The 23,948-nt window shown below is 44.7% G+C and carries 19 protein-coding genes; 4 read left to right on the plus strand and 15 right to left on the minus strand.

Features of this window, described 5'->3' with window-relative positions:
* Positions 1–196 precede the first annotated feature (196 nt).
* On the plus strand, positions 197–643 hold the full coding sequence (locus IW644_RS05260) for an SRPBCC family protein (RefSeq protein WP_269916716.1): 447 nt from the start codon (positions 197–199) through the stop codon (positions 641–643).
* Between the two features lie 183 nt (positions 644–826).
* Here IW644_RS05260 and IW644_RS05265 read toward each other — a convergent pair whose 3' ends face one another.
* The 3 genes from IW644_RS05265 to IW644_RS05275 form a co-directional block, all read right to left on the minus strand.
* Positions 827–1,948, minus strand: a complete 1,122-nt coding sequence (locus IW644_RS05265; protein ID WP_269916717.1) for an alkene reductase — start codon at positions 1,946–1,948, stop codon at positions 827–829.
* A gap of 207 nt (positions 1,949–2,155) precedes the next feature.
* Complete coding sequence (locus IW644_RS05270; protein ID WP_269916718.1) at positions 2,156–3,358, minus strand: anhydro-N-acetylmuramic acid kinase; 1,203 nt, start codon at positions 3,356–3,358, stop codon at positions 2,156–2,158.
* 7 nt (positions 3,359–3,365) lie between these two features.
* The gene (locus tag IW644_RS05275) at positions 3,366–4,691 is read right to left on the minus strand and encodes an OapA family protein (RefSeq protein ID WP_269916719.1); all 1,326 of its coding nucleotides are present in this window, start codon (positions 4,689–4,691) and stop codon (positions 3,366–3,368) included.
* 427 nt (positions 4,692–5,118) lie between these two features.
* Here IW644_RS05275 and tyrS point away from each other — a divergent pair, with 427 nt between their 5' ends.
* A complete protein-coding gene (gene tyrS, locus IW644_RS05280; RefSeq protein WP_269916720.1) occupies positions 5,119–6,318 on the plus strand; it encodes a tyrosine--tRNA ligase in 1,200 nt (399 codons plus the stop codon).
* A gap of 53 nt (positions 6,319–6,371) precedes the next feature.
* On the opposite strand, the gene IW644_RS05285 is transcribed toward tyrS, so the two are convergent.
* The 12 genes from IW644_RS05285 to gltB form a co-directional block, all read right to left on the minus strand.
* A complete protein-coding gene (locus tag IW644_RS05285; protein ID WP_071969533.1) occupies positions 6,372–6,725 on the minus strand; it encodes a DUF1428 domain-containing protein in 354 nt (117 codons plus the stop codon).
* 97 nt (positions 6,726–6,822) lie between these two features.
* Positions 6,823–8,181 carry an NAD(P)/FAD-dependent oxidoreductase gene (locus tag IW644_RS05290; RefSeq protein ID WP_269916721.1) on the minus strand — a complete coding sequence of 453 codons (1,359 nt, stop codon included), beginning with the start codon at positions 8,179–8,181 and terminating at the stop codon, positions 6,823–6,825.
* A gap of 39 nt (positions 8,182–8,220) precedes the next feature.
* Positions 8,221–8,817 carry a GNAT family N-acetyltransferase gene (locus IW644_RS05295; RefSeq protein WP_269916722.1) on the minus strand — a complete coding sequence of 199 codons (597 nt, stop codon included), beginning with the start codon at positions 8,815–8,817 and terminating at the stop codon, positions 8,221–8,223.
* On the minus strand, positions 8,814–9,215 hold the full coding sequence (locus IW644_RS05300) for a DUF2721 domain-containing protein (RefSeq protein ID WP_269916723.1): 402 nt from the start codon (positions 9,213–9,215) through the stop codon (positions 8,814–8,816). The genes IW644_RS05295 and IW644_RS05300 overlap by 4 nt, the downstream gene beginning before the upstream one ends.
* Before the next feature lie 120 nt (positions 9,216–9,335).
* On the minus strand, positions 9,336–9,740 hold the full coding sequence (locus tag IW644_RS05305) for a rhodanese-like domain-containing protein (RefSeq protein WP_179984381.1): 405 nt from the start codon (positions 9,738–9,740) through the stop codon (positions 9,336–9,338).
* A gap of 59 nt (positions 9,741–9,799) precedes the next feature.
* Positions 9,800–10,708 carry a cobalamin-binding protein gene (locus IW644_RS05310; protein WP_269916724.1) on the minus strand — a complete coding sequence of 303 codons (909 nt, stop codon included), beginning with the start codon at positions 10,706–10,708 and terminating at the stop codon, positions 9,800–9,802.
* Positions 10,705–11,652, minus strand: coding sequence for a cobalamin biosynthesis protein CobD/CbiB (locus IW644_RS05315; RefSeq protein ID WP_269916725.1), 948 nt, complete (start codon positions 11,650–11,652; stop codon positions 10,705–10,707). The genes IW644_RS05310 and IW644_RS05315 overlap by 4 nt, the downstream gene beginning before the upstream one ends.
* Before the next feature lies 1 nt (position 11,653).
* A complete protein-coding gene (locus tag IW644_RS05320) occupies positions 11,654–12,355 on the minus strand; it encodes a 5'-methylthioadenosine/adenosylhomocysteine nucleosidase (protein ID WP_179984378.1) in 702 nt (233 codons plus the stop codon).
* 167 nt (positions 12,356–12,522) lie between these two features.
* The gene (locus tag IW644_RS05325; RefSeq protein WP_269916726.1) at positions 12,523–13,110 is read right to left on the minus strand and encodes a DUF2726 domain-containing protein; all 588 of its coding nucleotides are present in this window, start codon (positions 13,108–13,110) and stop codon (positions 12,523–12,525) included.
* A gap of 209 nt (positions 13,111–13,319) precedes the next feature.
* Positions 13,320–13,769, minus strand: a complete 450-nt coding sequence (locus IW644_RS05330; RefSeq protein ID WP_269916727.1) for a hypothetical protein — start codon at positions 13,767–13,769, stop codon at positions 13,320–13,322.
* Positions 13,770–13,965: 196 nt separating this feature from the next.
* A complete protein-coding gene (locus IW644_RS05335; protein ID WP_269916728.1) occupies positions 13,966–15,381 on the minus strand; it encodes an FAD-dependent oxidoreductase in 1,416 nt (471 codons plus the stop codon).
* Between the two features lie 13 nt (positions 15,382–15,394).
* Positions 15,395–19,861 (minus strand): glutamate synthase large subunit, encoded by a 4,467-nt coding sequence (gene gltB, locus IW644_RS05340; RefSeq protein ID WP_269916729.1) that lies wholly within the window; start codon positions 19,859–19,861, stop codon positions 15,395–15,397.
* A gap of 647 nt (positions 19,862–20,508) precedes the next feature.
* Here gltB and IW644_RS05345 point away from each other — a divergent pair.
* Together IW644_RS05345 and arcB are read left to right on the plus strand one after the other, a co-directional pair.
* Complete coding sequence (locus IW644_RS05345) at positions 20,509–21,444, plus strand: N-acetylmuramoyl-L-alanine amidase (protein ID WP_269916730.1); 936 nt, start codon at positions 20,509–20,511, stop codon at positions 21,442–21,444.
* A gap of 98 nt (positions 21,445–21,542) precedes the next feature.
* Entirely contained in the window at positions 21,543–23,897 is a 2,355-nt protein-coding gene (gene arcB / locus IW644_RS05350) for an aerobic respiration two-component sensor histidine kinase ArcB (RefSeq protein WP_179984373.1), read from the plus strand.
* Positions 23,898–23,948: the final 51 nt, after the last annotated feature.

Genomic DNA, 23,948 nt, shown 5'->3' on the forward strand with positions numbered 1-23,948 from the left:
CTTTTAGTTTAAGAAATTGTCTTGAACTGTCGATAAAACATATTGAGGATGTTCTCCTTCTCCCGGGCCTTTCCTTACGCGGGCTCGGGATTTTTTATTTTTGGCGAAGCTTATTAGTGATGATGAGCGATTCTCTTTGCTATAAAGTAAAAAGACACTAAAACCCTTACCTTCACAAAATAACTAAGGCGGCTTTATGCACGAGTTTAAAATTGATGTAACGCTAGATGCATCATTGCCCTTTATTTTTGCAGCATTTCACGAACCTGAGTATCTTTCTGAGTGGTTTGCACCTGGCGATTGTTCAGTGACACAAATTATGAGTGATTTCAAAGAGGGCGGGCGCTATCGGATAAAAATGATGGATCCAAGTGGCATTGAAATGTCATTGACCGGTGAATACGTAAAGATTTTAGCTAACGAACAGTTATCGTTCTCTTGGGCGTGGGAAGATGATATGGAAGAGTCGGTGATGACATCCGTAGACATTCACTTCGAAAAAACTGAAGAAGACAACGTAAGACTAGTTCTTATCCAACAGGGCTTTTTAAACAAGCAAGAATGCGATCAGCACAACTTCGCGTGGATGTCGTGCTTGGAAAAACTTGCTGTTTTCGCCGCTAGAACAAAATCGTTTAATTAACCACACCTCTGCTTTCACCAGCTTTTTGCAAGTTGGGAACAAGTTAGGCATAGGGTTAGGCAAAGTTTAGGCCTGGTTTGGGAATAGTACCAAGAGCGACGCGAATACATGGAGCACACTGTTTGATAAGAATTCAGTGGGCGCCAGACAAGGGCAGAGTGGTTCGCTCTGCCCAGAGCCAATCTAGGTCAGTGATGTCATCGCGTCTTTTCCGCTTTTTTCTCGGTACGTGTCAAAGTCGTTATAGCCTTCTTCGCCCCCGCCGTACCATGCCGACGGATCGTCAAACGACGCCAGTGGGTAATCGTGCTTAAAACGAGTAGGTAGATCTGGGTTGGTGATCCAAGGTCTTCCAAAAGCAATCATGTCACCATCACCATCAGATAAGCGCTGTTCCGCTTCTTCTTTTGTATAGCCGCAGTTACCTATTAGCATACCGTCAAAAAGGGCTCTGAATTCTGCTAACGTCATGGCTTCACCACGCTCATGAAAGCCGAATGCTAGGCCATCCATTACATGTAAATAGCCTATCTCTAGCTTATTTAGCTGCTGCGCCACATAAGTAAAGGTTTCTCGAAAATCGTCGGCACCCATGTCGTTAAATGCGCCATTTGGCGATAACCTTACACCGACATGCTCTTTTTCCCATACGCTCAATACGGCGTCCATCACCTCGCTTAAGAAGCGATATCGGTTGTCTAGGCTACCACCGTAATTATCGTCACGTTGGTTGCTACGGCTATCTAAGAATTGGTTTATAAGGTAGCCATTTGCCGCATGGACTTCCACGCCATCAAACCCTGCAGCTTTGGCGTTAATAGCTGCCTTCTTGAAGTCTTCAACAGTGCGCTTTATATCATCAAATGTCATGGCTTTAGGCACTTCGTAGGGCTTTTTGCCCTTAGGCGTGTGAATCTCATCGCCTTCAATTTTGATAGCAGATGCTGAAAGAGGTAAATTACTGTTGTGAAAGTCGCTATGTGATGCACGCCCTGTATGCCAAAGCTGTAGAACAATTTTTCCGCCGGCTTCGTGCACACGGTTGACCACCGAGCGCCAGCCTTCAACCATCTCGTCAGTATAAATTCCAGGAGTATCAACCCAACCAATGCCTTCTTCTGATATGGTCGTTGCTTCAGTGATAATAAGCCCTGCATCTGCGCGCTGAACATAGTGATCGCCCATGATTTTATTAGGTATGCGATCAGCGCCCGCTCTACCTCTTGTCATCGGTGCTAATACCATGCGGTTTTGCAATGTGTTACCTGCCCAATCGAACGAGCTGAAAAGTACTGAGTCTGTCATTCGTAATCCTTGTCCTGGTTTAATTAAACTATGATGGAGACGGGTAAATTTTCTAGCCTTAATAATTCAACAAACAATTAATAGGGCTTTTTAAACACCGAACTCATCAATGGTTTTGAATAGTAGTGAATACAGGTATGGTAGGGATTTGGTTTGATCAACTAATCGCTTTTAGAGGCGTTTTTGTATCAATTGGCGCGCTCTGTATTATTGCCCTTTGTAAAGCGCGCCTAAAATTGTTGCTTTTGAAGCACCAGTCACCTCAGGCACATTACCCGGAATGTCATTTAAAAATGCATACGCAAACCAGGCAAACGCGGCGCCTTCTACATGCTGTGGATGTATGCCTAGCGCATAACTGTCTGCTACGGCATAGTCGCTCAAAGCGCTGTTCAAATAAGACATTAACGCTTTATTGAACGCGCCGCCGCCGCACACAATTACTTCGCTTTGTAAGTTGGCATCACTCATTTTAGGTAGGTGTTTAATGATTTCTTGAGCGATACTGCTGCCGGTAAGTGTGAGCAAAGTGGCTTGAACATCTTCTGGATCTAAATTGTTGTTTTCTTCTTCGCTTTGCAAGTCTGCACTAGAGGGAAAGTAATCAGCAAGGGCGTTGCTTAACCAATCAATATTGAAATGCTCTCTACCTGTACTTTTGGGCGCGGGTAAAGAAAAGTAATTATCTAATAAAAACCTGCCTAGTAAGCCGTTATGGCATTGCCCGGACGCGGCCCATTTCCCATCTTTATCGAAACTTTCATTTAAATGCAGGCTTATCCATTGGTCCATCAAGGTGTTACCTGGCCCGGTATCAAACCCTCTAGGTGGTATTTTATCTTGCTTTGGCGCAAGCAATGAAATGTTTGCGATGCCGCCAATATTTACCAGTGCTCGATGTTTATTTTCAGTGGCGAAGACCGCATTGTGAAAAGCGGGCACCAGCGGCGCACCTTGTCCGCCCAACGCAATATCTTTACGCCTAAAATCGGCGATAACATCAATGCCGGTTAGCACGGCGATAGTGTTAGGGTCGCCAATCTGACAAGTGAAGCCCCGGATAGAAGGGCTGGAAAAATGGGCAGACATCACATCAGAGTTGGGGTAATGACGTACTGTTTGACCATGGGAGCCAATGGCAGTGATATCTGACGCTTCAAGATTGTTTTTATCAAGTAACGCTAAAGTAACTTCTGAAAAGGCTTCAGCAACGAGTCTATCTGCAATGCCAAGCGTGTTGAGTTCGTCAGGGCCTTCATTACACAAATCATTAAGCGCGTGAAGTAGTTCGCTAGGGTAGGGGATTGTATGTGCTGAAAGCGTTTCACATGAAGTTGCAGTGATGTCGCATAGAACGGCGTCAACGCCGTCCATGCTTGTACCTGACATCAAGCCAATATATTTTGCCATAGCGCAACTATTTCATCGCGAGCATAATACGTTTGTTGTTATTGAGTTGCTGCTGACGAAGTTTTGCAATTTCCATAAATCTTTCTCGCTCTTCCTTTGCTATTGGTAAAGCTTTTGGCAGCTCTACAGTGCGTGGATTTCTATGCACGCCGTCTACCAAAAATTCATAGTGAAGATGTGCACCTGTCACCATGCCAGAACTTCCAAGGTAACCTACCGTTTGGCCCTGTTTAACGATGTCGCCCACTTTGACCGCACGTTTTTTAAAGTGAAGGTACTTAGTGGTGTATTTCTCGCCGTGCTGGATAAATACATGATGACCGTTATATTTATCATAGCCTGCTTTGATAACTTTTCCATCACCGGCGGCCATAATCGGTGTACCAACGGCTGCTACGTAGTCGGTACCTCGGTGCGCTTTCCAGCGTTTTTGTACGGGGTGAAAGCGTGCCTTAGTGAAATTAGAGCTGACGTATCTGAAATTAACTGGCGCACGTAAAAAGCTCTTACGCATGCTACGCCCTTCCGGGGTGTAGTAAGTACCATCCTCGTGAAGGATCGCACTAAACTGTTCGCCCTGGTTAGTAAACTCCGCTGCTACGATATCGCCGTAGCCCACGAACTCCCCATCAATGTATTGCTCTTCAAAAACAACGTTGAACGTATCGCCGGAGCGTATTTCCATTGCGAAATCTATGTCCCAGCCAAAGATACCTGCCAAATTCATAATTTGGTTGCTGGTAAGCCCAGCATCTCTCGCGGCATTCCAAAAGCTTGAGTGAATTTCACCTTGCGCAAAGTTGTAGCGAATATCTACATCGCGTTTTTCTAATTCAGCGACAAGACTACTGTTCTCGTCAGTCGAATCCGGACGAACGAAAAGAGTTTCCGTTGAAGATAGCTTGTACTTTAACTCGCCGAAGCTACCGTCTTTGTTCGCTTTAAACGATAATTCGTCGCCAGGCAATAAAGTAACAAGTGTTTTTGTTAGTTCACCAGCCTGAGTCACATTGTAAACATCGCGCGATGTGAACCCTGCACGCTTGAACAGCTTTGCTAGGGTATCGCCACTTCGCACTTTATACGTTTGCCAAGTAGACTCTTCTTCATTCGAAAAAACGTCGGTTGACGGTGTAATGTTAAGATCTACAGGGTAGCGGACACCTGCGTCTAAAATATGTGCCTCTTGATGACGGCTAGCCTCTACAGACTCCGACGGCAAAAGGATAAGCCCGCCAAGAAACAAGCTTGCGATAGCAATGCCGGTTCTATGTTGCTTAGGTAAATTTTTATATAAATGTAGCGCTTTTGAAGCGTCTAATTTCTTTCTCATACTACAGCCCACCTGAGAAATGTTATGTGCACAACACTATTTCACATACGTTGCTTAAAAATGCAACTTTTCTCATTTTTTTGTTAGCGCAAATTGTTACACCCAATAGCTCTTAAACTCGCAATTACATAATGCGCTATCTAAATATCTCTGAATGTGAGGGGGAGGGATGGAGCAAACCCTCCACCGCAGGGAAGCGGTGGCGGAGCGCCCATGGATGGGTTTACCGCGTGTTTGCGAAAGCCCTCTCCCCTCACATCCAGTTCAGCTTTATTCAATACACTAATTTCGCGTTCAAAGCTGTTGGGTTTAACAACATGACTGTTTGTAATCCGTTTTTTGACGCGCAAAGCTTTTAATGGTTCCGTTGTACGCGTAAAATGCCCGCCAATATTGAATGTACTGTTATGTAGAGTGTGATTAACAAATGAAAGATTGGCAAACAGCGCTAGCTGAGATTAAACGGGGCGTCGATGAAATACTCCCCGAAGAGGATTTAATTGAAAAACTAAAATCCGGCAAAACCCTAACCATTAAAGCGGGTTTTGATCCAACTGCGCCTGATCTACATCTTGGTCACACTGTGTTGATCAACAAGTTGCGTACATTCCAGCAACTAGGCCATAAAGTTGTTTTTCTTATTGGTGATTTTACTGGCCTAATTGGCGATCCTACAGGTAAAAATGTCACACGCAAGCCTTTAAGTAAAGAACAGGTATTAGAAAACGCTAAAACGTATCAAGAACAAGTGTTCAAGATCCTAGATGAAGATAAAACAGAAATTCGTTTTAACTCAGAATGGATGGACGGTCTTGGTGCGGCGGGCATGATCAAACTGGCGGCAAGCCAAACCGTGGCTCGTATGCTAGAGCGCGATGATTTTAAAAAGCGCTACAACAACGGTCAGCCTATCGCTATCCACGAATTCCTTTATCCGTTGGTGCAAGGTTGGGACTCTGTAGCCCTTGAGTCAGATGTTGAACTAGGCGGTACTGACCAGCGCTTTAACCTGCTAATGGGCCGTGAGCTTCAAAAAGAGCAGGGACAAAAGCAACAGTCAATTGTGATGGTTCCGTTACTTGAAGGTTTAGACGGCGTTCAAAAGATGTCAAAGTCTTTGAACAACTACATTGGTATCACAGACGCGCCAAACGATATGTTTGGTAAAGTGATGTCTATCTCTGATGACTTGATGTGGCGTTACTACGACCTTATCAGCTTCCGTCCGTTAGAAGAGATAGCAGAGCTTAAAGCGCGCGTTGAAGGCGGTGAAAATCCGCGTGATATCAAAATCATGTTGGCAAAAGAAATTATCGCTCGTTTCCACGACGATGCTGCCGCTGAAGGCGCGCACCAAGACTTTATTCAGCGCTTCCAGAAAAATGCTATCCCTGATGACATGCCAGAGCTTGAAATAGCGCTAGGCGAGGAAGGCATCGCTATCGGCAATTTATTAAAAGAAGCAAAGCTTGTTGGTTCAACGTCAGATGCCATGCGCATGATCAAACAAGGCGCAGTTAAAATAAACGGCGACAAAGTAGAAGACACCCGTCTAGTAATTACTGAAAAAGGTGAAAACGTTTATCAAGTAGGTAAGCGCAAATTTGCCCGTATTACGCTATCTTAACGCTTCACTAAGCTAGTTTTGGAAAGCCCGCTTATTTAAGCGGGCTTTTTTGCTTACAATTCCAACATAGGAACGAAGCCCCCATAAATAAGGCGCTTACCGTCAAATGGCATGGGGTTTTCGCTTTCCTGCATTCTGGGGTCTTCCATCACTTTTTGCCATGCGGTATCACGTACTTCTTTTGATGGCCAAAACGCAATGGAAAACACCACGGTTTCATTTTCTTTGGCTTTTACCGCTAAAGGAAAAGAGGTTATCTCACCATCGGGTACATCGTCACCCCAAGCTTCAAGAATTTTAGTGGCGCCATACTCTTTAAAAATATCGCCAGCGAGTTTGGCGTGTTCAATGTATAAGGCTTTATTTTCTGTGGGAACGGCTACGGCAAAGGCATCAATGTATGACATGAGGTGGCTCCGTCAGTGATTAGAATACTAACATAGCCTAAATAATGAACAGTGTGCAATGGTGAATACGGTAGACTTCCGTAAAAACTGAATAAGACTAACGCTCTGCAATTTTAGCCCACTGATATAAACCGTGCAGCGCTAGTCTTCTTGCCTTGGAAAACGGGTATGTTTTAAGTGGCGATTGATAAATAGGAAGAGATAAATCGACCTCGCTTGTGCCCATCATTCGTTGAGCGAGGCGCTGGCCGGCAAAGGCGGCAAAGGAAACCCCTGAACCACAATAGCCCATAGCATAACCGATAGAATAAGCAGAACGGTTTGCGTTATTACTGCTCGCTTCACTGTTTACGAATATACGTGGCATGCTATCCAGCGACACGCTCACCCAACCACTCCAAAAATAATCCATGGCTATACCGCTAAGTGAAGGGAAGCTTTTTACCATAGCGCGGTATAAGCGCTTTTTCTCTGAAGTTTTATCTGCATCTTTGCCTTTTACTGCCCCACGACCGCCAAATAACAACCTGCCATCTGGTAATACCCGATAGTAGTATTTCATCATCCGCGTATCCATAAAGCTCATGGGGATGGTCAACCCGGTCGAAGCGCGTTGTTCCTTATTTAAAGGAGCGGTAACAAAAATGCTCGACTGTACTGGGAATTGCTTATTGTCTACGCTGTCGTGAAAGCGTTTGGGAGTATAGGCGTTAGTAGCAATGAGTATATGCTTAGCTGATACTGAGCCGCTTGGCGTGGTGACAAGGAACCCTGTTTTTTGCTTTTCGATGCGAATGGCAGGTGAGTCGTAGAAAAGCGTGGCACCAAGTTCTTTAGCTACTCTTGCATATTCACTTGCCAGCTTTAAAGGGTGTAAACATGCACCTTCAAGTTCAACGCCACCGTAAGCCCCGTTTATACCAAAACGGGCGGCAAGGTCTTTTGAAGAGAGGGTAGTACTTGGTACATTGAAGTTTGATGCTAGATGATTAGCACTGGTGCATAGTTGCTCGGCTTGCTTTACATTATGGGCCAATTTTAAATAAGGCCCTTCTACTAAATCGACCTGCATATCAAAGTCTGTAATACGCGTTTTAAGCAAATCCACGGCGCCGTCAAACTCGGCCTGCATGCCCGTGGCAACTGTATGACCCCATTTATCTTCTATAGCGCTTAATGACAGTCTACCGCTTCCCGAAAGGATAAAACCGCCATTGCGGCCTGCACAGCCAAATCCAAGTGAGTTTGCGTCAAGTAGCGTAACGTCCTGCTTAGCTTGAGCAAGCGTAATTGCAGCAGACAAGCCGGTATAGCCACCACCGATAACCAGGTATTCGGTATTTACCTTCTTGTTTAAAGGCGGCAGGGTTGGCACCTTATGCGTAGCATGCCAGTAGCTTTTGGGCGCGGGAAGCATTGATGAAACGCCGCGGGAAATAAGAGGATCGTAGGTCATAGAATAAGATGGCTGTAAGCGTTTAGGTCAAGTTGGGCATTAGAATTGTAGTAGCATTTCCGCACCTTCGCATTCACAGTAGCCCTCACAAACTGGGCAATCATAGCCCTCGTGAATAGATGCGTAACGCCATTTGTTGGCGTGTTTCTTTATCAATTGGCCACCATTTTTGGTGAAGTATTTAAATGCACTATTGCCCGGGCTTGCCAACCAAATATGCGCTAGACCCGCTTCTGCACCTTGCGCTTTCGCACATTCTATAGACTTGCTCAATAGCATACTGCCAATGCCACAACCCTGCATAGCGGGGTCTACGGTATTGCATTTGAAATAGCAAACTGTATTTGAATCTACCGGCCACAAAGAAGGGCTGCACCATTCATCTGCTTTCAATTGAGTATGTGCAAAGGTCAGTCTGAAACCTACTACCTTATTTTGGTATAGCGCTACCCAACTAGCATTAATGTCGCCAATAAAGCTTTTAGCATAGTAGTCAGCGAGTAACTCGTTAGTGAGGTAGTTGTCACCATGTACGTAATTACCAAGAGAAATCACGCCTTGAAAAAACTCAGGCGCTAACTGCTCGTAAGTTATATCGCTTTGAACTAAATGATTCATGTGCGTGGTGGGCGTCATGTTTTTTCTTTATGAGGGGTATTTTTCATCCCATCAAGGTGAACATCTAACGCTTCTACAGAAATCAAAATCTCTCTTACCGACATCCACAATGAATACAGTAGTGACACTAAACTTGCCGCGAAAACCCAGTTTCCCACTTGTTGATAGGTGAGATAAATGGCCAACATTGAGACCACACAAAGAAAAAAGCTGCCCACCCCGGCTATCTGCATACGCTTAATTAGTTGAATGCGCAACCGGAGGTTTTTTATTTGCGCTTGAGTATTGTCATCTCTCTCTTCTTTTGAAAAGTTTCGGATGATGGTCGCGAGAGTTAAAAAGCGATTGGTATAGGCTAGAAGCAATAAAGAAATTGCCGGAAATAACATAGCCGGAGTAGCAATATCTATTTTCATAGGTGTTTCATGCAATCGTCGAATAAAAGAAGTGTATCACAGGGGATGAGTTACACACAGTTATCAGCTAAGCCCTTGGTTTATAGAACATTGCGTAGTTTCTAGGGGCAAACTGCTAGGCTACATTCTGTCTACTGTCATGCCTGCTGCGCTCCAGCCTAACATGTCGCCTTCTAAATGCATGACTTCAGAGAAGTCGAGTTCTTCTAATACTTTCATGGCGAGTTTAGCTCTTCTGCCAGAACGGCAATAAATAATGATAGGTTTGTTTTTATGGTCTTCCAACTCACTAAGATATTCATTGATGTTCTCGTGGGGCATATTTACCGCGCCAGGAATGTGACCATCGGCAAACTCTTTAGGTGAGCGAACATCAATAAGCAGCCAGTCGTTGTTAGCGACCCGTTCAATAAGATAAGGAGAAGCGGCAACAGAAGCTTGTGCCGTCGCTTTCGCTGTGCACTGAAGCGAAACAAATAATGCAACACTAACAACAACTAGAAAACCCGCAACAACAATCCGCATGAAAAGATGCTCTTACCTTCTTACTGATATTTTAGACTTAAGTATAACGCTTATGCGTTTTATTTTATACCTTCACATAATGATTTTAGTTCATTTATTAATCGTAGTGAAAAGCGGCTAGTGACATCCGGGTCGACCACAATAAGCGGAGCATCAAGAAACCCGCGATGAGCGCGCCAGAATACTTCTAGGTTTTCGTGTGAACTCTTGGAGGCGGCAATGAGTGCATGAGGTTGGCGAACTAGCACGTCTTTAACCGCTACTTGAGGGTAATCTATCGGGCTATCGTGAAATAGCGTTTGCGCCCCGCAAACATTTAATAGTTTATTGCCCCAGGCATTAGGGCCAATAGTCATAAGTGGCGCCGTCCATGAATAGTAAAACACCGGTTTACGTGGCTCGGTATCGTATTTTAGTCTTAGATTTTTTAACTCGCTGAGAAAATCATTGGTGAGCTGGGTAGCTTTTTTTTGCGTGTTAGTAAGTGCGCCAAGCCTTTTTATTTCACCAGCAATATCTGTGATATTTCTGACCTTGCTGGTAAATACATTAAGCCCCATTGAAGAAAGTTTATGTATATCTTGAGGTTTGTTACCTCCATCCCAAGCAAGTATTAAATCTGGTTCTAACGCCACTATTGCCGCAATATCAGCACCTTGAAAATCGGCTATGCGTTGAATATTCTTGGCAGCTTCTGGATAGTCACTGTAGTCGCTTACACCTACAAGGTTTGAACCTAAACCTAAACTAAATACCCATTCTGTAAGGTGTGGAGCAAGGCTAATTATTTTTAAGTCAGTAGTATTCGCCTTTGAATGTGCTGTTAAATCGGTAGAAGAAAGTTGATCTTCGTTGGTTACTTTTTTTAGCTCAGGGGTAGGCTCTGCTGCTGTGTTAGCATGCGTGAAAATAGGCGTTGAGCACAGCAATAAAAAGGAAAAAGCGCTTAGTGCGCGTAATGTATTCATAGCGCAACGGCCATAGCTAACAGGGTTAATGATGCAAGTGCACTAGTTGCTATCATAGCTAATGTAACCGTGCTTTTAGCTTTTAACATATGGGAATACTTAACCTCATTTGCGCCTCCTACGCGGGCATGTCGAATTTTCTTATTGGCATAAATTGCTGGTCCACCCAATTTTACATCTAACACACCACCCATAAGCGCCAGAAGTAGTGACGTTTTATCTTTTACTGGTGAGCGTTTTATAGCGCTAATGCCTTTTACGGGATGGCTAATTAACAAAGTTATAAGGCCACCAATAGCAGCGGGTGGAAAGGAAAGTAAATAAATCAGTTTACGAACGGGTTTGGCAAAGAGTGCCATACCAGGCGTGCGGTAGTGCCATTGCCACGATGTAAGCAAAAGTAACCGATAGATCAGTGCGCCTATTGGCCCTGCAACCACAAAGTAAAAAATAACGCCGCAATACAGGTAAAGAAATTTAAGCCAAAGCGACTCAATCGCTGCTTTAGCAATACCAATATCTGTCAGAGAGTCACATTGTCGTGCGGTAATGGTCTGAACCATTTCTCGTGCGAGAGACTTTTTATTTCTGCCAACACTTGCCAGCACTTTTTTATACTGCTGACGCTGGTAGCCAAAATCGAGCAGCACGACAAGAATAATGGCTTCAAAGAAAACGGGGTACTGGGCCATGTATACTAAAATGGCGATACAAACTACTAAAGGCGCAAGTAAGACTAGTGCGGCTAACGAACCCGAAATATAGTGCTGAGATGGACCGAAATCCCGGGATGGCACTACCTTACGCCCCATTTGTAAAACGAGGTAGCGCATAAGTGTTAAGGGATGAGTACTTTGGGGCCAGCGCCACAAGGCATCTACGGCAGTAGCCAGCCAAAGTACCAATAGCGACTGATATTGCGGGTCGCTAATTACCTCTGTCATATTATTTTGCGAGGGCCTTGATCATTGCCATAACTAGCTGTGCAGAATGCTTAGCAGCAGTGTCTAAATATTCTTTGAAGCTTACTGACGATGTTTTTCCAGCAATATCTGATAACGAGCGAATGACAAGAAACGGTGTATCAAGCATATGACAGGTTTGACCGATAGCTGCGCCTTCCATTTCCACCGCTTTCATATCTGGGAAATTTTCACGTAATTCCGCTACCGCTTCATCGCTGCCGATAAAAGCATCACCGGTGCAAATCAAGCCCGTTGTAGATTGCAATGAGGAAATCTCTGCAGCTGCACTACGCGCAGTTTCCATTAACGCGGTATCACAGCGAAAATCTTCGGGCATACCTGCACATTGACCAAGCTTGTAACCAAAATGAGTTAAATCGGCGTCGTGGTGAATAACGTGACTTGCAATAACTAAGTCACCAATATTCAAATTTTTGTCGAAACCACCGGCAGAACCTGTATTCACGACAGCATCAGGGGCGTACTGTTCAATCAATACTGTGGTAGCGATAGCAGCTGCCACTTTACCAATGCCGCACTTAACTAACACCACTTCCATGTCGTTAAGTGTGCCTTCATAAAATGTAAGGTGTTTCCACTTTGTTTCTTTTACATTCCAAAGCGATGCTTTAAGTAGCGCAACTTCTTCATCCATTGCGCCTAAAATACCAATTTTGTTCATAACTCTACCGACGGTGTTGAGGGAATTTAACGCGTGAATACGCTGTTGAATGCACTAATTGTATAAGGAAAATAGAGAAACTGACAGAAAAATGCCTTTGTTACCGCCATTTGAGAGTAAGAAAACAGCAAAGTAACAAAGGCTAGGGGAAGCTCGAGCTAAACGTATCAGGCAGCAGCTGGTCTGCTTGAACGCACTGGGCGGGTTGGGCGCTTAGGTGGTTCTGGGTTGTGCGTAGGTAGCTGAGCCATTTTATTTTGTAAACGGCGATAAGGAATAAGTTTGTTTTCTAAGCACTCGCGAATATCGTCAACCGTGTAGCCAGATTTAACTTTAATCCTTGCGTGCGGAAGGCCAGCAGCATCTAAAGCGCCCGTTACAAACCAATCTTTTTGCGTTTTATAGCCTTCTTTCCCTTGGCTGTGAACCAAATCGATTGCCATAACAGGGCTCATATCTTGTTTATCGACCAGTACAAAGTCGAGTTGTCTGCTAGATGCTCTGCTAAGCGCTTGGCTTGCTGTCTTCTTGTTGGTTGATTGACGTACTGATACAAGGTCATTAAGACGTACGCGGCACACTATTCTAAATTCTCGACCCATGGCCTGTTCAATAAGGTTTAAAAAAGTATGCTCTACCGGAGTAAAGAGTTGTGCTTTCCGCCTAAATGGAAATGCCACTCCACCGTCTGACAACTTTATGGCACCTAGTGCAACGACTATAAGTAACATCATTAAAATAATTGCCAATTCCATCGTAACCCTCGCAAATATCAATAGAAAAAGTCATGACATGAGTAACTGAAGGTCAGCCTAGCCCGGTATATATAGCTTAGCGGTATGAGCTTCGTTTACGGCATAGGCGTCATAAAAATGACGCTTGCTGCTGTCATGAAGTAGTTATTGAAGAAATTGCAAAGCGGGTGCCAACATGAATTATTTTGCTAGCAAACTTAACCTAGTTTCTAGTGGGTTTTTGAGGTGACCAGAATATCGACTTGAGAGCCCGCGTTATCAGGACTTATTATGACTCTTATTGTTTTATCCTCTGACGAAAGTAGAGTACGGCCCCTAACAGGGGAATGAGGCTTTAACGATGGATGGGCTGTTTCATAAACGCCGAGTATTTCGTTAGGCGTGCGTGGTGAGTGGTAAACCATCACAGCTGACGTGTCTTTTTCAAAGGCTTGGCACTGTCTTGCATCATTAGAGATTTTCACCTGCTGAAACTCGGCTGGGCACGACACAATAGTAGGTCGGCTTAAAGACGGCATCGCATCCTGGTTATTTTTTTTCTCATTAATTTGGGCTTTCAACGAAGAATCTACGGAAAGGGTGTCTGCAAAACAGGCACTTCCAGCGGCTGAGGCTAATGCTAAACAAAGTGAAAATGTCCAAGTGTTTACGTGCTTCATAGGTAGGTTCTTCATCCAGTGGGCGATATTCTTTATTTATTATTACGATACTAGAGGCGTTGTTCTTTTGCTTCAACTAAACCTTGGTCTATTAAGGTATGTAAGAAGAACTTTTCGTATCTTCTGGGGCGTGTAAAACAAAAAAGCTCGATAGCGAGACTATCGAGCTTTTAATCACAGAGAATATTCGCGAAGGTTAAACGCCAATATAATCCATGATACCTTCGGCAGCCTTACGGCCTTCGTCGATAGCGGTAACAACCAGGTCACTACCACGCACCATATCACCACCGGCAAAAACTTGAGGGTGTGAAGTTTGGAAGGCAAACTTACCAGCAGAAGGGGCGCGTACACGACCTTTCTCATCAAGCATAATGCCGAAATCGGCAAACCATGGAGCAGGGCTTGGTTGGAAACCAAATGCGATGATAACTGCATCTGCTTCAAGTACGTGTTCAGAACCTTCTATTTCAACAGGACGGCGACGACCATTTACATCTGGCGGCCCCATTTCGGTTTTAACAAACTTAACGCCACAGGCTTTTCCGTTTTCATCAACGGCTATATCAAGAGGCTGTAGGTTGAATTTAAACTCAACGCCCTCTTCTTTAGCGTTAACCACTTCGCGGCGTGAACCAGGCATACTTTCTTCGTCACGACGATATGCACAGGTTACTTGTGCAGCTTCTTGACGAATTGAAGTGCGTACACAGTCCATGGTGGTATCACCACCACCTAGCACAACAACACGCTTGCCTTTCATGTCAACAAAATCAGCGGGGTCCTTTTCAAGGCCCATTACGCGGTTGGTGTTGGCGATAAGGAAAGGAAGTGCATCATATACGCCTTCAACGTGTTCGTTATCGAAACCACCTTGCATCGACTTGTACGTACCCATGCCCAGAAATACTGCATCGTATTTATCAAGCAAATCCTGGAACTGGATGTCTTTACCAATTTCAGTATTAAGTACGAATTCAACACCCATCTCGGTAAAGATTTGGCGACGTAGCTTGATTACATCTTTCTCTAATTTGAAAGACGGAATACCAAATGTAAGTAGGCCACCAATTTCTTCGTATTTGTCGTAAACAACAGGTTTAACACCGTTACGAACTAGAATATCTGCACATGCAAGACCCGCAGGGCCGGCACCTACGATCGCCACTTTCTTATCGGTCCATACCACGTCAGACATATCTGGGCGCCAGCCCATTTTGAATGCCGTATCGGTAATGTATTTTTCAATACTACCAATGGTAACAGCGCCAAAATCATCATTCAGCGTACATGCACCTTCGCACAGTCTGTCTTGTGGGCATACACGGCCACATACTTCAGGCAAACTGTTGGTTTTATGAGAAAGTTCCGCTGCTTCTAAAATACGGCCCTCATTCGCCAAGCTTAACCACTGAGGAATGTAGTTGTGCACGGGGCACTTCCATTCACAATACGGGTTACCGCAGTCCAAGCAGCGATCTGCTTGGCCTTCGGTTTGAGATTGGCTTAGCGGCTGGTAAATTTCCGCGAATTCATGTTTACGTACCATGATCGGCTTTTTAGGCGGATCAATACGTTCAACATCGACAAATTGATATACGTTCTTTGCCATAAACTAAATCCTCCTACTGAGCCTGAATGCGTAATTCAGCACTTGAACGACTGATGTGACCAAGCAGGTTTTTCACATCACTGGTTTTTGGCTTAATAAGCTTAAAGCGTTTCAGCGTTGCGGCGAAATCAGTAAGCAGTGACAACGAGTGCTCGCTTCCTGTTTCTTCGTAATGCTGATTAATTAAGCCACGTAAATGCTCAGCAAGAATCGCTTTGTCTTCAATAGGCATAACATCAACAAGCTCGCCGTTTACACGATTATCAAGGTCGTCGCCATCATCCATAAGATAAGCAAAACCACCTGTCATACCTGCGCCGAAGTTCACGCCAACCGGACCAAGTACGGCAATAATACCGCCAGTCATATATTCACAGCCGTTATCGCCAATGCCTTCCACTACTGCAATAGCACCTGAGTTACGTACCCCAAAACGTTCACCAGCGCGGCCAGCAGCAAGCAATTTACCGCCTGTCGCGCCATAAAGGCAGGTGTTACCCATAATGGCGCTATCGTGGGCGTCATACGAGATATCGCGCGGCGGGTGGATAACAAGCTTACCGCCAGTCATCCCTTTACCTACGTAATCGTTGGCATCGCCTTCAAGGTGCATATGTAGGCCGCCAGCGTTCCATACGCCAAAGCTCTGGCCCGCTGTACCGGTAAGTTCAACCTTAATAGGTGTATCTTCAAAGTCGTGATTACCGTGATGTTTAGCAATTTCACCTGATAGCAGAGCACCTACAGAGCGGTCAGTATTGCGTATAGGGTATTTAAGGGTAATTGACTCACCATCTACCACAGCTTGCTGAGCATCTTTAAGCATCTGAGCATTTAACTCGCCTTTATCGACAGGCGCGTTAGTGGTTTGCGAGCAGAATAGGCGAGTGTGGTCGCCCGCTTTAGGCTGCGCAAGTAGTGGCGACAGATCCAAGCGATTCTGTTTAGCAGTAATGCCGTCTAGTACTTTAAGTAGCTCTGTGCGGCCAACAAGGTCGTCGAACTTAGCAACACCCATAGACGCCATGATTTCACGTACTTCCTGAGCGATAAACTTAAAGTAGTTCATCACCATGTCAGGTAAGCCAATAAAGTGATCATCGCGCAGCTTTTGATCTTGCGTTGCTACACCGGTCGCACAGTTGTTTAGGTGGCAAATACGTAGGTATTTACAACCAAGCGCTACCATTGGGCCTGTACCAAAACCAAAGCTTTCTGCGCCTAAAATACCTGCCTTAACTACGTCAAGACCGGTCTTCAAACCACCGTCGGTTTGAACGCGTACTTTATGACGCAAGCCATTTTCAATCAGTGCTTGTTGCGTTTCAGACAAGCCCAGTTCGAACGGACTACCTGCATACTTAACAGAGGTTAATGGGCTTGCTCCTGTACCGCCGTCGTAGCCTGAAACGGTAATAAGGTCGGCATAAGCTTTTGCTACACCTGTTGCAATCGTACCTACACCAGGCTCAGATACAAGCTTAACCGATATAAGCGCCGTTGGATTAACCTGCTTCAAATCAAAAATTAGCTGAGCCAAATCTTCAATTGAATAGATATCGTGGTGCGGTGGTGGTGAAATAAGGGTTACACCTGGCACAGAGAAACGAAGCTGTGCGATGTACTTATTCACTTTATCACCAGGTAGCTGGCCACCTTCACCTGGTTTAGCACCTTGCGCTACTTTAATCTGAATAACGTTAGCGTTAACCAAATAGTGAGGTGTTACACCGAAGCGACCTGACGCAACCTGCTTAATTTTAGAATTCTTTTCAGTACCAAAACGAGAAGGGTGTTCGCCACCTTCACCCGAGTTAGACTGACCGCCCAAGCGATTCATTGCAATCGCTAGCGCTTCATGGGCTTCTGGGCTTAGCGCGCCGATTGACATGGCTGCAGTATCGAAGCGTGGGAATAAATTCTCAGGCCCTTCAACATCATCAATATCAATAGGATCGCAATCTGGGTTAAGTGCCAGTAAATCTCGAATATGCGATGGCGCACGGTCGTTCACAAGCTTGGCGTATTGCTGGTAATCGTCGTAGTTACCCGACACCACCGCTTTTTGAAGCGTGCTGACTACGTCTGGGTTATAGGCGTGATATTCGCCACCGTGAACGTATTTAAGTAAACCGCCATGGTCTACAGATTTGCGTTTAAGCCAAGCAATTCGGTTAAGGTTCACAAGGTCCTGATGGAAATCATCAAAGCCCGCACCTTGAATGCGTGAAGTCACACCTTTAAAGCAAAGGTTCATTACTTCATTGTTTACGCCCACCGCTTCAAACAGCTTAGAGCTACGGTAGCTTGCAACTGTGCTAATACCCATCTTAGACATAATCTTATACAAGCCTTTGTTGATACCCTTACGGTAGTTCAACGTGGCCTGCATAGGAGAAATATCCAGTTCACCTTTTTCGCAAAGCTGCTCGATAGTTTCGTAGGCTAGGAATGGGTAAACCGCAGTGGCACCTAAGCCGATAAGGACCGCAAAGTGATGCGGATCGCGGGCACTTGCTGTTTCAACAACAACGTTCGCGTCACAGCGCAATGACTTTTCAACAAGACGGCGCTGTACCGCACCCACCGCCATTGCTGCTGGAATAACCAAACGGTTTTGTTTAATGTTTCTGTCAGACAGAATAACAAACGCAGCACGTTTATTCTTAACTAGCATTTCTACTTCGTTACACACGCGTTCAATGGCTTTCTTCAAGCCTTCTTGCGGTGCGTATTGAAGCTCAACAACCTCTGAATAGTAGTTGTCAGGATTAAATTCACGTAGCTGCTTAAGATCGGTATACATTAATATAGGCGAGTCGAACAACACGCGGTCAGCGTAACCAGAAGTTTCGCTAAAGACGTTCTGCTCGCGGCCAATACAGGTTGCCAACGACATAACGTGGTTTTCACGTAGCGGGTCGATAGGCGGGTTAGTAACCTGCGCAAACTGCTGACGGAAGTAATCGTAAACGGTACGCTGGCGCGATGACATAACCGCCATTGGCGTGTCGTCACCCATTGAACCAACGGCTTCTTGACCGTCTTTTGCAAGTACTTTAACCACTTGCTGGATTTCTTCGTAGCTGTAGGCGTGTAGCTTGTGATATACCGCCATGGCATCATCGTCAAACACGCGTTTGCCAATTAGCGAGGCATCAAGCTGCTCGATAGGAGTCAAACGACGAATGTGTTTTTCTAGCCACTCTTTATATGGATGACGCGCTTTCAAGTCGTCATCAATTTCCGTAGAACGCCAGATTTTGCCAGTGTAAGTATCTACAGCAAGCATTTCACCTGGACCTACACGGCCTTTCTCAATAACGTCAGCTTGCTCGTAATCCCAAATACCCACTTCTGAGGCAAGAGTAATAAACCCATTTTTGGTAATAACATAGCGAGCTGGGCGTAGGCCATTTCTATCTAGGTTACAGGCAACATGACGGCCATTCGTTAATACGATGCCGGCAGGGCCATCCCATGGTTCCATGTGCATCGAGTTAAACTCGTAGAATGCACGAAGGTCATCATCCATGGTTTTGTTATTTTGATATGCAGGTGGAACAAGCAAGCGCATGGCACGGAATAAATCCATACCACCGGCTAGGAATAGCTCCAGCATGTTATCCAGTGACGATGAGTCTGAACCTTCAGTATTTACAAAAGGTGCAGCATCTTTAAGGTCGGGGATAAGCGGCGTTGAAAACTTAGCGGCACGTGCCATCGCCCAGTCGCGGTTACCTTTAATAGTGTTAATTTCACCATTATGCGCAAGGAAACGGAAAGGTTGGGCTAGCGGCCAGCGTGGTAAAGTATTCGTTGAAAAGCGTTGGTGGAAAACGCAAATAGCGCTTTGCATACGCTCATCGGCAAGATCGTGATAAAAGGCGGGTAAATCTTTTGGCATTACCAAGCCTTTATAGATCGTTACTAAGCCTGACAAGCATGCTACGTAAAAATCTGGATCTGCTTCTAGTCGCTTTTCAGCACGGCGTCGGATCATATACAAACGACGCTCTAGGTCGCGTTTTCTCCAGCCTGCTGGAGCGTTCACAAAAACCTGTTCGATTTGTGGAACGCCTGTAAGCGCTAATTCACCCAGTACTGAGCGGTCGACAGGCACTTCGCGCCAACCCACTACTGAAAGTGTTTCTTTTTCAAGTTCTTCATTAAGTACTTCACGCGCAGTTTGCGCAAGTACCGGGTCCTGACTTAAGAAAATCATGCCCACGCCGTATTTTTTGCTGAGTTTCCAGCCATTTTCTTCGGCGATTGCATGGAAGAACGCATCCGGTTTCTGCAGTAATAAACCACAGCCGTCACCGGTTTTCCCGTCGGCGGCGATACCGCCACGATGCTGCATACGGTCAAGACCGTGTATAGCAGTAGTTACCAATTCGTGACTGGCTTCCCCATGAGTGTGAGCGATTAAGCCAAACCCACAGTTGTCCCGGGAATCATTGGGATTATATAAACTCATCTCTTAACTCCTTCAACCTTTTGACTGGGCAAGGTATGCGTTGCGTGTAGATGCGCCTAGGTTTGCGTATCACAACATTATTAGACGTCTTTTAAACCTGCGAGCGGTATTGCTCGCGGCATGCGCCTTTCTTGTCGTTATTTATTATTAGAGGATTCCAGTCGTTTCCGCATTTTTATGCATTATTGCTGTGCGGGCCGTACAAAATACCCACATTGAAAAATAAAATCAAACGCTAAAAATTTAAGGTTTATAGAGAATTGGTATAAATACAAATAAATGTATTAAATTCATTTGCTTATGGTGTGTCTTTTAGGTTTGTAACAAAAATGTTATCAGCAGATAAAAATGATAAGTTTCAACGTAGCAAATGGTATTGGTTCTCATTCGCTTTTTTAAAGTGAATAATTATGCTTTAAGGTTGTTGATTTATGTTGTCAAATGCCTTTTGTCTGTATTTTTATTAAATCGTAAAGTTACGGTTCCACTCATATAAGTAGTTTGTTATATTGGTTAAAAATTATTCGTATGTAAGGTTGTGCCTCACTTGATAGGACATTCGTGTAATTTTCACGAGCGCATTAGCGTTAGTTAGAGAATAAAAATTCACTGAAAGCACATGCTACCAAGTCAGTGAGGACTATCGAATGACAGCATTACAGGCAAGCCCCAACAGCACCTTCATTATTAACGACCATATAATAACCGGCGAAGGCGTGAGTTTTACGCCTTCACCCAATACCTCAGGGCTTTTTAAGCAGGGCTTTCCTGACACTATCGTCATACACTTCACCGCAGGCAGTAGTCTAGCGTCGTCAGTTAATGTATTAACCAGGCCAGATAGCGGCGTGTCTGCTCATTTCGCCGTGGGACGCAATGGTAATATCGTACAAATGCTGCCAACCAATAAGATTGCATGGCACGCAGGCGAGAGCCACTTCCAAGGGCGTAGTGGATTAAACCAATATTCAATAGGTATTGAACTAGATAATGCAGGCCAGCTTAAAGAAAGAAGCGATGGCACTTATGAGAGTTGGTTTGGCAAAGTGTTCGAAAAAAGCGAAGTATTCGAAGCTAAAAGGGAAAACCAGCATGCCACTGGCTATTGGCACAAGTATTCTGAGATTCAAATTGCGCGAACCCTCGCCTTGTGTAAAGCACTGTGTGAGCACTACCAGATTTCTACCATTGTTGGGCATGAAGAGATTTCGCCTTCGCGCAAAGTAGATCCCGGCCCCGCCTTTCCCTTACGAAAGTTTAAAGAGCTCGCATTACACCCCAGCAATAACGAGTGGGTAACAGACTCAAAAGACACTAGTTCGCAGCGCGAAGCCCACGACCAATTTCGACGTGACATAACTAGCCCTATAAAGAAAATTGCGAATGTAAGTGCAAATGCGCTTAATGTTAGAAAAGGGCCTGGTACTTCATTTCCCACTCTTGATAATGGTTTAAATAAAGGGGAAATATTAAAAGTACTCGAGAAACAGGGCGAATGGGCGAAAGTTTCATTCACTAAAGTTGGCTGGGTTAACACTGCGTTTATTCACGAAGTTACGGAAAAGTCGCCGTTTAAATCGTGAATGTGAAGTGGTGTCATCGCTTTGCTTCAACAAACCGCATTCCCGAAGTGGGTAAAGCCTGATAGGATACAGGCAAAATAAGACTAGATTAGACGTACATGCATTCAGATTCACCAAACGATTCTTGGGCAATCCGCTTTGCTCAATTTGTTCAGCGTTTTGGCACTCTCAAACTCAGTATTTTGTTTGTTGTTCTTTCGCTCGTGTTCACGCTAGGCGGTTCCTATGTGATACGCGTTAGTATGGGGAGCCAAGTACAGCCAGACGATTTTATAAGCGCTGTTATTCTTACCATGTTATCGGCCCCATGGGTGCTCTATTTCTTTAGTGAGTTAATAAAGCAGCTAGAGAATTCCCGTACTAACTTAAAAGAAGTCGTTAGCCAATTAGAAAGCTTACGTGAAGAAGATGTATTTCTTAACCGAGAACTACAGAGCAATATTCGTCAACTTAACCACGAAATTGAGCAACGTAAGCAGGCACAAGAAGAGCGAGAAGCGCTTTTCAAAGATTTAGAGAAAGAAATTCAGGATAAATCTGAGCAAGAGGCCCAAGCGCGTCGTTTGTCTACGCTATTACGCTCTATTATTGATGCGTCGCCTGACTTAATTTACTACCGCAATGAAGAGGGGAGATTTGCAGGCTGCAACCGCATTGCCGAGTTAATGACGGGCAAAACCGAGCAAGAGTTGCTTGGGTTGACGCCAAAAGATGTATACGAAGAAGAGCTAGCCCGCCAAATTGTAGCAAGCGATCACGAAGTATTGGAAACCAATGCGAGTATTACAGAAGAACTGTGGCTTCGCTTTGCTGACGGACGTCGTCGTTACTTCGAAATGAAACGCGTGCCTTTCTTCGACAAAGAAGGTAATCGTTTGGGTCTGCTGTCATTCGGTCGAGATATGACAGAGCGTAAACAAGCTGAAAATGCTGCAGCGAAAGCAAGCACAGATAAGACGCGCTTTATAGCGACCATCAGTCATGAACTTCGTACCCCATTAAACGGTATTGTAGGCTTAAGCCGCATGCTACGTGATACCGAGCTAAGCGATGAGCAATTTAGCTGGGTTAGTACGATTTACGCTAGTGCTATTACATTAGGTAACATCTTCAACGATATTATTGACCTCGACAAATTAGACAGAGATAAACTAGAGCTAAGCCTTAAAACGATTTCGCTAAAAGATTTCACAGAAGAATTAAGCAGTATTATTCGCCTGCTAGCAGCGGATAAACAGCTTGAACTGAAAACGACTATTAATGAGCCACTACCGCGCTTAGTGGAAATTGACGGTACCCGTCTTCGCCAAATTTTGTGGAATATCTTGTTTAACGCAGTGAAGTTCACACAAAAGGGGCATGTAAGTTTGTCAGTATCATCAACTAAACCTGATGGTGATAAAGCTTACGTTACCTTCATTATTGAAGATACCGGTGTGGGTATTCCTGAAAGTGAAATCGATAAGATTTTTGCTATGTATTACCAGGTTGACCACCCCGATCACCAGTCGGCGACAGGCACAGGTATCGGTTTGGCTATTTGTAAGCAAATGGTCGATTTGATGAAAGGTGAAATTCACGTAACCAGTAACGTAGGTAAAGGCACTCGCTTTGAAATTGTGCTACCGGTTCAAATCTCTAATAGCCCAATGAAGGTTGCTCAGCTTCAAGTGACGGGGCTTAATATCTTGTTGGTAGAAGATATTGAGCTAAACGTGATGGTTGCCAAAGCCTTGCTTGAAAAGCTTGGACAGAAGGTCGATGTGGCGATGACAGGGCAAGAAGCTATTGATAAAGCTCGAGAGACGCAGTACGACCTAATTTTGTTAGATATTCAGCTGCCTGATATGACAGGATTCGACGTGGCGAGTACCTTGATTGAAGAAGACTTGGTCATGCAGACGCCTATTGTGGCGCTAACGGCAAACGTGATTAAAAAACGCGATGAATACTTAGAAAATGGTATGGACGATGTAATCGCGAAGCCAATTAAGAAGTCGCGGGTTATTGAAGTGTTCAACGAGCTGTTCCATGCGCCGCCTGCCCCGTTAGAGGTAGACGGCGAAGTAGAGCGCCCTGAACCTAATAAAATATTAAGTAACATTTTAGATATGGACTTACTACAGATGTTAGTTGATACCATAGGGGATGAAATGGTGCGCGCTAGCGTTAAAGTATTCCAAGAGAAAATGCCTGAATACATGGAAATACTGCAGCTTAGCTTAAGTGCCGATGAAAAGTCTGAAGTGTGCTCACAGGCTCATAAAATTAAAGGTGCAGCTGGCTCTGTTGGCTTAGCTCGCGTACAGCGTATCGCTAATCAAATCCAACAAGGTGATCATCCAACTTGGTGGGAGAACGTGCACGATTGGGTTGAAGAGCTGCAAATGGCGGTTCAGCACGATATGAAAGCGCTGCATGATTGGTTAAACGAACAGCAGGTTGATGACTAGTCAGCGCAACGCGCTCTTTGATTTGTAATGTTAAAAAGAGGGCTTGCCCTC

This window comes from Alteromonas sp. PRIM-21 (assembly GCF_027563165.1).
In the GTDB taxonomy this organism is placed as follows: Bacteria; Pseudomonadota; Gammaproteobacteria; order Enterobacterales; family Alteromonadaceae; genus Alteromonas; species Alteromonas macleodii_A.

Bases quoted from the DNA above. Each gene is read 5' to 3' on its own strand.
- IW644_RS05295 (WP_269916722.1), bottom strand. From the start codon at position 8,817: ATGACGCCCACCACGCACATGAATCATTTAGTTCAAAGCGATATAACT.
- IW644_RS05345 (WP_269916730.1), top strand. From the start codon at position 20,509: ATGACAGCATTACAGGCAAGCCCCAACAGCACCTTCATTATTAACGAC.
- IW644_RS05325 (WP_269916726.1), bottom strand. From the start codon at position 13,110: ATGGAATTGGCAATTATTTTAATGATGTTACTTATAGTCGTTGCACTA.
- IW644_RS05310 (WP_269916724.1), bottom strand. From the start codon at position 10,708: ATGAATACATTACGCGCACTAAGCGCTTTTTCCTTTTTATTGCTGTGC.
- IW644_RS05320 (WP_179984378.1), bottom strand. From the start codon at position 12,355: ATGAACAAAATTGGTATTTTAGGCGCAATGGATGAAGAAGTTGCGCTA.
- tyrS (WP_269916720.1), top strand. From the start codon at position 5,119: ATGAAAGATTGGCAAACAGCGCTAGCTGAGATTAAACGGGGCGTCGAT.
- IW644_RS05270 (WP_269916718.1), bottom strand. From the start codon at position 3,358: ATGGCAAAATATATTGGCTTGATGTCAGGTACAAGCATGGACGGCGTT.
- IW644_RS05335 (WP_269916728.1), bottom strand. From the start codon at position 15,381: ATGGCAAAGAACGTATATCAATTTGTCGATGTTGAACGTATTGATCCG.
- IW644_RS05305 (WP_179984381.1), bottom strand. From the start codon at position 9,740: ATGCGGATTGTTGTTGCGGGTTTTCTAGTTGTTGTTAGTGTTGCATTA.
- IW644_RS05285 (WP_071969533.1), bottom strand. From the start codon at position 6,725: ATGTCATACATTGATGCCTTTGCCGTAGCCGTTCCCACAGAAAATAAA.
- IW644_RS05265 (WP_269916717.1), bottom strand. From the start codon at position 1,948: ATGACAGACTCAGTACTTTTCAGCTCGTTCGATTGGGCAGGTAACACA.
- IW644_RS05275 (WP_269916719.1), bottom strand. From the start codon at position 4,691: ATGAGAAAGAAATTAGACGCTTCAAAAGCGCTACATTTATATAAAAAT.
- IW644_RS05300 (WP_269916723.1), bottom strand. From the start codon at position 9,215: ATGAAAATAGATATTGCTACTCCGGCTATGTTATTTCCGGCAATTTCT.
- IW644_RS05330 (WP_269916727.1), bottom strand. From the start codon at position 13,769: ATGAAGCACGTAAACACTTGGACATTTTCACTTTGTTTAGCATTAGCC.
- gltB (WP_269916729.1), bottom strand. From the start codon at position 19,861: ATGAGTTTATATAATCCCAATGATTCCCGGGACAACTGTGGGTTTGGC.
- arcB (WP_179984373.1), top strand. From the start codon at position 21,543: ATGCATTCAGATTCACCAAACGATTCTTGGGCAATCCGCTTTGCTCAA.
- IW644_RS05315 (WP_269916725.1), bottom strand. From the start codon at position 11,652: ATGACAGAGGTAATTAGCGACCCGCAATATCAGTCGCTATTGGTACTT.
- IW644_RS05290 (WP_269916721.1), bottom strand. From the start codon at position 8,181: ATGACCTACGATCCTCTTATTTCCCGCGGCGTTTCATCAATGCTTCCC.
- IW644_RS05260 (WP_269916716.1), top strand. From the start codon at position 197: ATGCACGAGTTTAAAATTGATGTAACGCTAGATGCATCATTGCCCTTT.